Below are 12743 nucleotides of genomic sequence, written 5' to 3'. Positions count from 1 at the left end.
GACCTGCTCTCTCCCCTCTGGCGCCCCCGGCGCCCATCCCGCACGGATTGGTTAGGTCGCTCAGCGTTCGCGGAAGGCGTGGGCCAGCGACACGTAGATCGGCTTCAACAAGTACTGCAGCAGCGTCTTCTCACCCGTCACGATGTCCGCCTGCACGGTCATGCCGGGCAGGATGCGGTTTTCGTTGGGGTTCTCTCCGAGATACGTCCGCGGCAGGCTCACCATCCCCTTGTAGTAGGGCTGACCGTTCTGCTCGTCCACGTAGGTGGTGGCAGACACGTACTCGAGGCGGCCCTCCACCGCCCCGTAGCGAACGAAGTCATAGCTGGAAACCTTGACCTTGACCATCTGACCTGCGGCCACATGACCAACGTCACGGGTCGCGATCTTGGTTTCCACCCGGAGCTCGTCGTCGACCGGCACCACTTCCATCAGCACCCCGCCGGCGGGGATGACGGTGCCGGCGTTGCGCACCTGAAGGTTCTGCACGTAGCCCTTCACCGGCGCCACCACCTCCAGGCGCGTCACCATGTCCTGGGCGCGTGAGATGGCCTCGTCCACCTGGGCGAGTTCGGCCGTCACGGTGCCCAGTTCGCCGACGGCGTCCTGGCGCTGGTTGTTGTCGAGGTCGCCGATGCGCTCGCGCAGTTCGATCACCGCCTTCTCGGCGGTGTCGCGCTGGCCCTGCAGGCGCGACATCTCGCTTTCCGCCGCGGCCTTCTCGCGCTGGATCTCGAAGAAGCGGACCTTGGAGGCGTGGCCCTGTTCGAACAGGGTGCGCAGCATCTCCACTTCCTCGCCGAGCAGCCGCACCTGGCGGCCGACGGCCTCCATCTGGCGCATCGCGGCGTCCGCCTCGGCTTCCTTCTGCAGGATTTCGCCTTCCAGCACGGCGCGCTGCGAGTCCCAGCGGTCCTTGGCGGCGCGGAAGATGGCGACCTGGTCGGCGATGAGGTGGGCGTAGCGCGGCTCGACGAAGGCGAAGTCCGGATCGCGGCCGAACAGGAAGGCGCGCAGGCGTTCCTCGCGCAGCTGCAGGCTGATCCGGCGGGCGCGGATCTGTTCCAGTTCCGCCGTCGCCTGAATGGGGTCCAGGCGCGCCAGCACGGCGCCCTGCTCCACCACCTGGCGCTCTTCCACCAGGATGTCGCGGACGATGCCGCCTTCCAGGTGCTGCACCACCTGCACCTTGCTGCGCGGGATGACGGAGCCGGACGCCACCGCCACCTCGTCGATCTTGATGAGGCTCGACCACGCCACGAAGGCGGTGACCAGGGCGGCCACCACCAGCACGGCGGCGCCGGCCAGCCAGGACATGCCCTTTTCCTCCAGCAGCACGAACTGCGCGAGGTAGCGGATCTGGCGGCTGCCCCGCTGGACCTTGCGCGGGCTTCCGACAGTGGGCGACGGGGCGGTGGAAAGCTGGCTCATGATCGTCGTCTCTGTCTCAGAAGATGCCGGCGGGCAGGCGGTCGAGCACCTGCTTGGCGGGGCCCATCATGCGGATCTGGCCCTGGTGCATGACGATCACCTTGTCGCACAGGCGCAGGTGGCTCGGGCGGTGGGTGACCAGGAACACGGTGGCGTGGCCGCGGATGCGCTCCAGCACCTTCATGAATTGCTGGTCGCCGACGAAGTCGAGGCCGTTGGCCGGCTCGTCGAACAGCATCACCGGGGCCCGCTTCAGATAGGCGCGGGCGAGCGACAGGCGCTGGCGCAGGTTGGACGCCAGGTGCGCGGTGCGGCCGTCGCCGATGCGGGTGTCGAAGCCGCGCTCCATGGCCTCGATCTCCTCCAGGCACCCGGCTTCGGTGCAGGCCCAGCGCAGGTCCTCGTCGGTGGCGGTCGGGTCGGCGAGGCGCAGGTTCTGGCCTATGGTGCCGAAGAACAGCTCGCAGTGCTGCGGCACGTAGGCGATGTTGCGGCGCAGCTCCACCGGGTCGATCTGGCGGATGTCGATGGTGTCGAGGCGCACGCCGCCCGCCTGCGGCCGGTACATGCCCAGCACCAGCTTCAGGATGGTCGACTTGCCCGAGCCGTTGGGCCCGACGATGCCGACGATCTCGCCCGGCTCCACCTGCAGGTTGACGCCGAACAGGGCCGGGTCGTTGTCGGCGACGTAGCGCATGGAGACGTTGGAGAAGGTCACTCGGCCGGTCCACGCCTTGCGGGCGGCGGTCTGGGCCGAGACGCCCTCGCGCCGCTCCGGCGCCAGGCGCATGAGGCGGTTGATCTGGACCACCGAGTCGCGCATGCGCTCGATCTGCGACAGGGTGGAGAAGCCGGCCTGCAGCGGCCGCAGCACCCACCACACCAGCATCATGGAGGCGATCAGGCCGCCCACCGTCATGGCGCCGTCCAGCACGCGCGTGACGCCCCAGCCGAGGGTCGCGATGCCGGTGCAGACGATGATCGCCTGCGACAGGCCGGCGGCGAAGGCCGAACTCTGCGCCGACTTGAAACCCTTGATGGCGGCATCGGCGGAAATGGCGCGGTAGCGGTCGCGCCACACGCTGCGGGCGCCGGTGCCGCCGATGTCGCGCAGGCGCGAGAAGCTCTCCACCAGGAACTCCTGGCGGCGCGACGAGGCACGGCCGGCTTCGGCCACGGCGGCGCGCATGCGCGGGCGCAGCAGCAGGCCGGCGATGACGAAGGCGGCGACGCCGGCCATCGGCACGAAGGCCAGCGGGCCGCCGAGCAGCGCCATGACCAGCAGGAAGACCAGCGCGAAGGGAATCTCGAAGATGACGGTGGCGAGCGGCCCGGTGAAGAACTCGCGCACCACCTCGAAGTCCTTCAGGCGGGCCACCTGGGAGTTGATGTTCGCCATCTCGGTATAGGCCGGCGGCAGGCCGATGAGGCGCTGGAACACGGCGTTGCCGAGGATGTGGTCGAGGCGGGCGCCGATGTAGGCGATCATGTGGGCACGCAGGGCGCGCAGCAGGTAGTCGCCGAGCAGGGCGATGGCGACGCCGATGAGCATGCTGGTCAGCAGCTCCATGGACCCCGTCGCGATCACCTTGTCGTAGACCGTCATGGTGAACAGCGGCACGCCGAGCGCCAGCACGTTGGCCAGCAGGCTGACCAGCAGGGCACGGATCACCAGCGGCCGGAAGCGGCGCACCATGTCGGACACGAAGGTCTCGCTCGGCGCCTGGCGCGACGCCGTGCCGGCCGCCACGTCGTCCTCGTCGCGGTGGAAGACGTACAGCCGGCCGCGGCCGCGCGGGCGGGCCTGGGTGACGTAGTCCTGGCTCTGCGGGTCGAACAGGGTCATGCCCGTCTCGTCCACCCGCACCACCACCTTGGCGAGGCCGCGGTCGGGCAGGAACAGGCAGGGGGCGAGGCGCGGGTCCATGCCGCGCAGCGACACGCGCAGCGACCGGCTCGACCAGCCGAGGTTGGCCATGACGTTGAGGAAGTCGGTCAGGTCCAGCTGGTCGGCGAAGTGGGGCAGCGCCTCCGACACCTGCCGCGGGTCGCCGTCCCAGCCGAGCGCCTCGAGCAGCGGCAGCAGGCAGTGGGCGAGGTCGGTGACGGCCTTGAAGCCGCCGAGCCGGCCCGACACGATCTGTTCGTGCGACAGGGCCGCCTGCTCGCGCGGGCGGCCCCAGCCGCCGGGTTCCGGCAGGGCGGCGGCGTCGCCGGGGGTCATGACGGCGTCGGTCATTGCGCGACGGCTCCTTCACCGCCGGAAGACCGGCGCACCGAGGGGGCACCGGCGCCGAAGCGGCCGGTGAGGGAGGGATCTTCCCGCGCGTCCAGGCGGGCGCCGACGATCTCGAAGCGGCGGTCGGCGAGCTTCAGCAGCGACGGGCGCAGGCTGACCATCACCAGGGTGCGGTCGCCCTTCAGGCTTTCCAGGTGGGCGCGCAGCGCCTCGTCGCCGGGGCCGTCCATGGCGGTGTTGGCTTCGTCGAACAGGATGACGCGGGGGTCGAGGGCCAGCACGCGGGCGATGGCGATGCGCTGGCGGATGCCGCGCGGCATGGCGTCGGCGGCGCCGCCGGCGATGGTGGTGAGGTAGCCGTTGGGGAAGGTCGCCACCACGTCGTCGAGCCCGAGGTCCGAGGCCGCCTGCAGGGCGCGCTCGCGCAGCTCGCGGCGGAACATGGTCAGGTTGTCGAGCAGGGTGCCGCGGAACAGGAAGGCCTCGCTCGGCAGGATGCCGATGCCGCCCTGCTCCAGGGCTTCCGGCGCCCAGTCGGTCAGCGGCACGCCGTCGAGCAGGACGCGGCCGGCGGTGGGCTGCAGCGACCCGGCCATGAGGCGCAGCAGGCTGGACTTGCCGCAGCCGTTGGTGCCGGTGATGCCGACGCACTCGCCGGGCTCGATGGTCAGCGACACGCCGTCGAACAGCGTCGGCGCGTCCTTGCCGTAGGTGAACGACACGTCCTGCAGCTCGAGCTTGCCGGCCAGCGCCGCGACATAGGGCGCCGCGGGCCGCTCGGCGACCGGCAGGCCGAACAGGCCGGAGGCGCGCTCGCGGGCCAGCGACACGGTCTGCATGCGGGTCCACATGGCGACGGCGCGCTGCACCGGCTGCACGGCGCGGCCCGCCAGCAGGGTGCAGGCGGCCAGGCCGCCGACGGTCATCATGTTGTTGACGACGTAGACGGACCCGAGCGCCACCGTCGCCACCATGACCATCTGCGAGAACATGTTGCCGAGGGTCTGGGCCGAGGCGTTGCGCAGCACCACGTCGTGGTCGGCGCGGGCGACGGCTTCCTGCAGGCGCACGTAGCGCTGCGTCATCTGGCCTTCCATGGCCTGCGACTTGACGGCGTGGATGCCCGACAGGATCTCGATGTTGAAGCTGAGGCGGCGGTCGCGCACCTCGTTGTAGGTGCGGATGGCGCGGCGCAGCTGGCGACCGTGCCACAGCATCATGACGCCGAACAGCACCAGCACGGCCGCCGGCACCCACACCAGATCGCCGCCGAGCAGCCAGATCAGGCCGAGGAACAGGAACACGAAGGGCAGGTCGAGGAACACGGCGATGCCCTGGTCGGCGTAGTGTTCCTTCAGCGAGTAGATGGCCGACATGCGCTCCAGCAGGCCGCCGGCGCCCTCGCGTTCCACCTCGTGGACGGGGGCGCCGAGGACGCGGTCGAAGGCGGCCATGCCGGCGTTGTGCTCGAACCGCGCCGCCAGCCAGCCGGTGATGGCGGTGCGGGCGCCGCGCAGGATCACTTCCAGCACCATGGCGAACAGCACGCCGAGGACGATGAGCGTCAGCGTGCCGGTGGAGCTGTTGGGGATGATACGGTCGTAGACCTGCAGCAGGGACAGCGGCAGAACCAGTCCCAGCAGGTTGAGAAAGATCGTGCCGATGGCGAGCGGCACCGCCGCCTTTCCGACCCCGGAAAAGCGGCGCCACCCGCCCCAGCGGGCCTGCGTCGGGGAACCCTTGCTCACGATGCCGACCTCGCCACGTCCTAATTTGGATAAAATTTTAGCGGTTTGAGACTGCCCATCCACCTCGACGGAAGTCCAGGATTACGTCGAAGGGCATAATCCACTATCCCTCCGGGTCGGGGGCGCACATCCCGCAGTTGCGGCGTACCGTCGCCGCGGGCCGCCGCCGGCCAGCCCCTTCGCACCCCGCCCGCATCATGGGCGGACAAGACTTATGAAGGGTTAATGCACCGGAAGTATAGGCGCCGCCACATCCATCGGAGCGGCGCGGCGGCGCCGTGCGTCTTACGATTCGCTGCTCCGACGGCGGCGACTCGGCGACTCCGGGGGAAAGGCGTTGGCGCGACCGGCCCCCGCAGGCATGCTTCTCTACCTTCGGAACAGGGGACGGGATGTCATGGCGATTCACGTGGTCACCGGTGGTGCCGGCTTCATCGGCAGCCACCTCGTGCGGCACCTGCTGGCGGACGGCCATGCGGTGCGGGTGGTGGACGACCTGTCGGTCGGGCGGCGCGAGGCGGTGCCGGCGGGCGCGGCGCTGACCGTCGCCGACATCAACGACACCGCCGCCATGGCCGCGGCGCTGGACGGCGCGGCTGGCTGCTTCCATCTGGCGGCGGTGGCGTCGGTGGAGCGCTGCACGCGCGACCTCGTCGGCTCCCACGACACCAACCTGCGCGGCACGCTCGCGGTGTTCGACGCCGCGGTGAAGGCCGGCGTGCCGGTGGTCTACGCCTCCTCGGCGGCGGTCTACGGCGTGCCGGCGACGGTGCCGCTGACCGAAGCCTCGCCGACCGTGCCCATCAGTGCCTACGGCGCCGACAAGCTGGGGTGCGAGCTGCACGCCCGCGCCGCCGGGCCGGTGCTCGGGCTGCGGTCGTGCGGCCTGCGGTTCTTCAACGTGTTCGGCCCGGGGCAGGACCCGTCGTCGCCCTATTCCGGCGTCGTCTCCATCTTCGCCGACCGGCTGGCGCGGGGCGAGCCGCTGACGGTTTACGGCGACGGCACCCAGACGCGCGACTTCGTCTACGTCGGCGACGTGGTGCGGGCGCTGCGGGCGGCGCTGGAGGTGGCCGATACCACCGCGCCGGTGAGCAACGTCTGCACCGGCACCGCCATCACCCTGCTCGATCTGGCCGCCGCGCTCGGCGACGTGCTGGGGCGGGCGCCGGAGATCCGCCATGCGCCGCCGCGTGCCGGCGATATCCACACCTCCCTCGGCGATGCGTCGCGCATGGCGGCACTGCTCGGCCTGCGGGCGGAGGTGACCCTGGCCGACGGTCTGGCGGCGACCCTGAAGGCAGTGTCTCAGCGCACCGACGGGTTGTTGCCGACGAACGTCAGGTAGGGCAGGTCGGCCAGGCGGGCGAACAGGATCAGGTAGCCCGCCACCAGCCCGAACCCGCCGGCCAGCAGGTAGCCGAGGCCGTAGTAGGGGAAGCCCATGGACAGGGTGACCAGCGTCAGGGTGATGCTGGCGCTCAGGTAGAATGAATGCAGCACGAGGTTCGAGGTGCGCAGGTCGAAGTAGGCCAGCACCGTCGACAGCGACAGCAGCGTCACCTGGAAGAACGATCCCAGCACCCCGAACCGGTAGATGTGGATCATGGTGAAGTTGAGCCCGAGCGCCTCGAAGATGCGCGGCGACAGCAGAACCAGGGTGATCGCCACCGCCCCCTGCAGGGCCATGATGTTGCGCAGGCCGCCGACCAGCGTCGCCACCAGCTCGCGGTGGTTCCGGCGGATGCGCTCCATCGTGCAGTGGTTGTCGATGTCGCGGAAATAGCGCTGGTAGGCTGTGAAGAAGGCCGTCTCCACGTGCATGACGAACATAGCGAGCGCCGGCAGGATGCTGGTGTAGGCCATGAACATGGCGCTGTCGTAGTGGGGGTAGAACACCATGCCGCCGGCCAGCACCTCGCCTTCCGGCGCGAACCACATGATCCACTTGTCGACCCACAGCGCCGTGTTGGCGAGGAATGCCGTCACCGCCAGCATCCAGTATTCGCGGAAATAGGGCAGGAAGGCGAAGGGCCGCCGCACCGGGCCGGGGTATTCGGCCAGGATGCGGGCGATCAGCACGAACAGGATGATGGCGAGCCCGCCGTTGAACCCCATGAGCAACCCGGTGACGCCGAAGTGCGGCACCAGCAGCGTCGCCGAGGCGAAGGACACCCCCATGCCGGTCAGGAAGGCGACCGAGATGGTGCGGTAGTCCTTCAACGCCGTCAGGAACACGGCGGCCATCCACAGGCTGGTGACCAGGCAGTAGTTCCACATGGCGGCCAGCCGCTCGGGCATGGCGAGGTCGACGAAGAAGCCGTAGAACCACACCACCAGCGGCGCCTGCACCAGCAGCGTCAGCGTCAGGCCGCCGACGAACAGGCCGGGCGCGTCGCGGGTGTCGCGGCCGAAGATGCTGTCGGCGAGATAGCGGGTGACGATGATGGTCACCGGCGCCGACAGGATCAGCGAGAACGAGAAGTTGTAGATCACCACCAGCCGGAACACCGACAGCGCCCCGTGGTCGACGAAGCGCTGCGCCACCAGGTTGAGGCTCGCCAGGGCGAGGATGGTGAACAGCCACGGCCCCGACGTCACGAAGGTGGCGTAGAGGTAGCCCTGGACGATGCCGACCACGTTGTCCTGGCGCGTCAGGTTGCGCAGCGTGAAGCCGATGCCGGCCATCACACGGTCTCCTTCTCGGGCCGGGTCACCGGCAGGGTGTCGATGCGCGTCGGCGGCGACGCGACGGCCTCGGCGTAGAGGTCGCGGTAGATGGCGTCGATGACGGCCTTGTTGTAGATGGCCCGCGTGCGGGCGCGGATGGCCTCGCCGCAGGCATGGCGCCAGCCGGTGTCCGACAGCAGGTGGACCAGCGCCTCGGCGGTGGCGCGCGGGTTGGACAGGGCGGTGACGGCGCCGCCGTGGCCGAGCGGCGGGTCCTCGCCGGGCTGGCCCTCGATCATCTCGCGGCAGGCCCCGACGTCGGTGGCGACCGTCGGGATGCCGGCGGCGCCGGCCTCCAGGATCACCAGCGGCTGGGCTTCGCTGATGCTGGTCAGCACGATGACGTCGATCTCGGGGAACCAGTCGTCGATGCGCACCCGGCCGGTGAACTCCACCGTGTCGCGCAGGTCGAGCATGTCGACGATCTGCAGGCACTCCTCGTAGTAGTCCTCGTCCTCGTCGGTCGGGCCCATGACCAGCGCCCGCAGGTCGGGCACGGCACGGCGCAGGATGCCGCAGGCGCGCAGGTAGGTCTTGACGTCCTTGATGGGCACGACGCGGCCGATCAGCGCGATGGTCGGCCGCGCGTGCGGGCGGCGCTGCAGGGCGGCGTAGCGCTCCACGTCGATGCCGTTGGGCACGATGCGCATGCGGGCCGGGTCGGCGCCGTCCTCCAGCTGCAGCAGCTGGTTGCCGCCGTAGAGGGTGAGGATGCGGTCGCAGGCGGCATAGGTGGCGCGCGAGTAGCTGACGAAGGTGTTGATCCACACGTCGCGCAGGTCGTTGCGCGGGCCGTCCACCGCCAGCCCCTGGGACGCGCCCGAGAACAGCCAGTCGGCCATGTTGATCTCGATGCGGCGCTCGTTGGTGTAGATGCCGTGCTCGGTCAGCAGGACCGGCCGGTTCGTCTCCAGCTTGGCGCGGGTGGCGAGGATGCCGGCGTAGCCCGTCGAGACGGCGTGGTAGCAGGCCGCCCGCGGCAGCGGCGCCAGCAGGCAGGCGAGCAGCCCGCCGACCAGCCCGCGCCAGCTCCAGAAATAGTCGAGGAACGAGGCGGCCGGCATGGTCGCCTCGTACATGTCGAGCAGCGTCTGCCACGCCGCGCGCGAGTTGATCAGCACCCGCCGGCCGAGGCGGTCGCGCTGCGGCCCGATGGCCTCCACCAGCGTGCGCAGGTCGTCGAGCCCGCCGCCGCGGTGGATGCCCGCCAGCGCCGGCCCGATGCGCTTCAGCAGGGCGGCGCTGCCCGGAACCCAGAAACGGCCCGCCGGCATGGCGTGCAGGTAGATGTCGCTGACGCCGACCACGTTGGGCGGCAGCTCGTACTTGAGCGGCCGGTCCGCCGGCAGCGGCAGGATGCAGACGATGTGGAAGGTCAGGTGGCTCTGGGCGCGGATCAGGTCGTGGATCCACGTCGAGACGCCGCCGGCGACGTAGGGATAGGTGCCCTCCAGCAGCAGACAGACGTCGGCGTCGAAGCGGGTATCAGCCACGGGCCGGGGCCTCCACCACCGACGCCGCCGCCTGCGGCCGCCACAGGGCGAGCGCCTCGGCCACCGGCGCCGGCAGCGGCTCGCCTGATGCGGCGCGTTCCGCCGCCAGGTCGCGCAGGTCGTCCCAGCGGCGCAGGCGGTAGAAGCACTCCAGCAGCCAGTCGTCCATCTCGGCGGTGCGGTAGCCTTCGGCGCGGCAGCGGCTCAGCCAGTCGGCGGCCTCCTCGGCGCGGTCGTCGCGCAGCAGCAGGCGGGCGATGCGGGCGCGCAGGTCCAGGCGGTCGGGCCGCAGCGCGAGCGCGGCGCGGTAGGAGCCGAGCGCCTCGGCGCGGCACTCGCGGGCGCGTTCGCGGTCTAGCAGCCCGCTGTAGGCATAGTCGTCGTAATGGCGGCCAAGCGCGTGCACCGCGGCGAAGTCGCCGGCCGCGGCGTCGGCGGCTTTCTTCAGGGCGATGGTGGCGTCGGTGAACTGGGTCTCGATGGCGACCACGGCCGAGGCCGCCTGCACGCGCACCACCGGCGTCGGGTCCTTCAGGGCGGCGAGCAGGATGGGCGCGAACTGCGGCTTGAAGTCGCGCGCCAGCAGGGCGAGCAGCGCCTGCTTCTGGGCCAGCGTGCCGGTGCGCAGGATGTCGGCGAAGGAGGCGACGTCGCCGCCGCCGGCGGTGCGGCCGGCGACGATGCGCTCGTACAGCCGCTCGACGTCGGTCTCGCCCGCCTGGTCGAACAGCGACAGGTACCAGTCCTCGAACGAGGTGGCGCGGCGGCGCATGGCGGCATAGGCGACGAGCGACAGCAGGATGCCGCCGGCGCCGAACGGCCCCATCAGGGCCACCGCCGGCAGCAGCAGCAGGGCATAGCGCGAGCGCGACCGGCCGCCGTCGCGGCGCCACGGCTGCACCACCGCCGCCACGACGCCGACCAGGGCGACGTGCAGGGCGGTGCCCTCGGCCGGTCCCACGGTCCCGCCGGCGACGGCGGCGAACAGCAGCCATTCCGCGACCGTGGCGAGGCCGGTGGCGGCCCAGATGCGCAAGGGTTCGGCCGGCGGTCCGACCGAGGGTGCGGCGGCGGCCGTCATCGGCGCGCCTCGTGGTGGTAGAGGACGGTGACCGAGGCCTTGGCCGTGGTGCCCTCGGCCAGCCTGGCACCCAGGTCGGCGACCAGCTTGTCGACCACGATCTGGGCGCCGGCCACCGGCGTGTTGGGCAGCAGCACCTCGAAGGTGCGGGCGGAGCCGAGGCGGTCGAACACGAGGTCGGTGGTGCGCAGCACGGCGTTGACGGACGCCAGCACCGCCTCCACCACCTGGCCGAACTGGGCGCGGTCGCCGTCGGTCATGCCGTCGATGGAGATGACGACGGCCGTCACGTCGAAGCCGACGCGCCGTGCCAGCGCCGACAGGAAAGTCACCTGACGGTCGTAGAAGCCTTCCGAGAACATGTTGGTCTCGGGATCGAAGAGGCTGTCGCGGCGGGCGCTTTCGAACTGCCGCGCCTTGGCGTAGGCGGTGCCGATCCAGGCGCACAGGACGCGGTGGTTCTCCATGGCCGTCGGGTTGAACTGGAGGAACCGCATCTCCTCGATCTTCAGCATGCCGACCACCTCGCCCGAGGCCGCCAGCAGCGGCCCGGCGAGCAGTCCCTGGTCCTCCAGCGCGAGGCGCCCGGCCAGATCGGTCACCGCCACCATCTGCTGGCGGCCGACCACCTGCTCGAACAGGCGCGAGCCCGCCTCGTAGCGGCGCGGCCACGGCGTTTCGGCGCTCCAGCCTTCGGTGACGGCGGCCACCAGGGCGCCGTCCTCCAGCAGGAAGACCGAGAACTTCTCCGGCCCGAGCAGCACGTTGATCAGCTCGGTGATGCCGCGCAGCACCTGGGCCGTGCCGTTGCTCTCCAGGGCGCGGGCGGCGTCGTAGGTGGTCAGGGCGGTGCGCATCTGGCCGGCGACGCGCACCTCGAGGCCCTCGCGCACGCCGTCGAGGCGGCGGTAGTCCTCGGCCAGCACGGCGTTGCGGCGCTCCGCCTCGGCGGCGCGGGCGGCCAGCAGGTCGCGTTCGACGATCTGGCGGTTGCGCATCTCGCCGATGAGCACGGCGGCGATGAGCCACATGACCGGGTTGGCCGACAGGCTGAGGTAGTAGTCGTAGATGTCCTGCTCGATGGTCGGCGGCGGGATGTTGCCGATCAGCAGCGCCGCCGTCGCCGCCGCCGCCGCCGCCAGACCCTCGTTGGTGCCGTACTGCAGGGCGGCGACCAGGACGATGATCCAGAACGGATGTGGCTGCACGTCGGTGAAGCGGTCGGCGTCGAACAGGCTCCAGTCGAGCGCCAGGGCGGCCGCCAGGAACAGCCCGATCTCCACCAGCACCACCAGCCGGAAACCGCGGCGGCGCGGCTCCGGCAGGGGCACGGCCGCCAGAGTGTCCGCCGGGGCGGCGGCGGCGCGGCGGGGGGCGAGGGCGGAACGCGGCGGCGCGGCGGTCATGGGCGGCGGGGCCTCAGGGCTGCACGCCGTCGGCCAGGCGGCCGACCATGCGGTCGACCAGACGGGCGGCGGCGTGGCTGACACTGTCGCGGGCCAGCAGGCCGCCGCCGAGTTCCGCGTCGGACGAGGCGTAGAGCACGCGGCCCTCGCGGTCCACCAGACGCAGCGTCACGCCGACGGCCGGTTCCTCGCGCAGGCTGAACTTGTAGCCGTATTCGCCGACGGCGCCGGTCAGCACGCCGTCGACGTCCAGCAACTGGGCGAGCAGGCGGCTGTCGATGTCGTTGCCGAGGCGGCCGGCGTCGATCTTGGCCTCGGCCAGGGCGGCGCGCACGGCCGTTCCTTCACGCAGGGTGAAGAGGCCGGCGTCGTAGAGGGCGCTTTCCACCAGCAGGCCGACGATCATGCCGGCTTCCGTCTGGTTGGTGAGGTTCGCCAGGGGCAGCACGGCGATGCTGAAGGTCTGCTGCGGCGCCGGGTCGCGTGCCACGTAGGACAGCGCGGCGCCGTCGCCGGCGCCGCCGCATGCGGCGAGGCCGAGGGTGGCGGCGACGGCGACGACGGCACCGCGGCGGCCGGGAAGAAGACGGGACAGCAGGCGAAGGACCATGAGGC

General features: G+C 71.0%; 9 protein-coding genes. 1 reads left to right on the top strand and 8 read right to left on the bottom strand.

Features of this window, described 5'->3' with window-relative positions:
* Positions 1-60: 60 nt before the first annotated feature.
* From CRP50_RS17415 to CRP50_RS17405, 3 genes are read right to left on the bottom strand one after another with little or no spacing between them, the layout of a single operon-like run.
* Positions 61-1431 (bottom strand): HlyD family type I secretion periplasmic adaptor subunit, encoded by a 1371-nt coding sequence (locus tag CRP50_RS17415; RefSeq protein WP_097280464.1) that lies wholly within the window; start codon positions 1429-1431, stop codon positions 61-63.
* A 16-nt stretch (positions 1432-1447) separates the two neighbouring features.
* Positions 1448-3670 carry a peptidase domain-containing ABC transporter gene (locus CRP50_RS17410; protein ID WP_097280463.1) on the bottom strand — a complete coding sequence of 741 codons (2223 nt, stop codon included), beginning with the start codon at positions 3668-3670 and terminating at the stop codon, positions 1448-1450.
* The gene (locus CRP50_RS17405) at positions 3667-5418 is read right to left on the bottom strand and encodes a peptidase domain-containing ABC transporter (RefSeq protein WP_176525242.1); all 1752 of its coding nucleotides are present in this window, start codon (positions 5416-5418) and stop codon (positions 3667-3669) included. The genes CRP50_RS17410 and CRP50_RS17405 overlap by 4 nt, the downstream gene beginning before the upstream one ends.
* Positions 5419-5815: 397 nt before the next feature.
* Here CRP50_RS17405 and CRP50_RS17400 point away from each other — a divergent pair, with 397 nt between their 5' ends.
* Positions 5816-6766: an NAD-dependent epimerase/dehydratase family protein gene (locus tag CRP50_RS17400; protein ID WP_097280461.1), complete on the top strand. Its 951-nt coding sequence runs from the start codon at positions 5816-5818 to the stop codon at positions 6764-6766.
* Here CRP50_RS17400 and pelG read toward each other — a convergent pair.
* The 5 genes from pelG to CRP50_RS17375 are packed head-to-tail and all read right to left on the bottom strand — an operon-like array spanning position 6727 to position 12738.
* Complete coding sequence (gene pelG / locus CRP50_RS17395; RefSeq protein ID WP_097280460.1) at positions 6727-8106, bottom strand: exopolysaccharide Pel transporter PelG; 1380 nt, start codon at positions 8104-8106, stop codon at positions 6727-6729. The two genes, CRP50_RS17400 and pelG, sit on opposite strands and share 40 nt — an antisense overlap.
* On the bottom strand, positions 8106-9641 hold the full coding sequence (pelF, locus tag CRP50_RS17390; RefSeq protein ID WP_097280459.1) for a GT4 family glycosyltransferase PelF: 1536 nt from the start codon (positions 9639-9641) through the stop codon (positions 8106-8108). The genes pelG and pelF overlap by 1 nt, the downstream gene beginning before the upstream one ends.
* Positions 9634-10722: a hypothetical protein gene (locus CRP50_RS17385; protein ID WP_097280458.1), complete on the bottom strand. Its 1089-nt coding sequence runs from the start codon at positions 10720-10722 to the stop codon at positions 9634-9636. The genes pelF and CRP50_RS17385 overlap by 8 nt, the downstream gene beginning before the upstream one ends.
* Positions 10719-12128 carry a GAF domain-containing protein gene (locus CRP50_RS17380; RefSeq protein WP_097280457.1) on the bottom strand — a complete coding sequence of 470 codons (1410 nt, stop codon included), beginning with the start codon at positions 12126-12128 and terminating at the stop codon, positions 10719-10721. The genes CRP50_RS17385 and CRP50_RS17380 overlap by 4 nt, the downstream gene beginning before the upstream one ends.
* A gap of 13 nt (positions 12129-12141) precedes the next feature.
* Complete coding sequence (locus CRP50_RS17375) at positions 12142-12738, bottom strand: hypothetical protein (RefSeq protein ID WP_097280456.1); 597 nt, start codon at positions 12736-12738, stop codon at positions 12142-12144.
* Between the last annotated feature and the right edge of the window lie 5 nt (positions 12739-12743).

Origin of the sequence: Caenispirillum bisanense (assembly GCF_900230255.1) — a bacterium.
Lineage (GTDB): Bacteria > Pseudomonadota > Alphaproteobacteria > Rhodospirillales > Rhodospirillaceae > Caenispirillum > Caenispirillum bisanense_A.
This window is presented reverse-complemented; position numbering and strand designations above follow the sequence as displayed.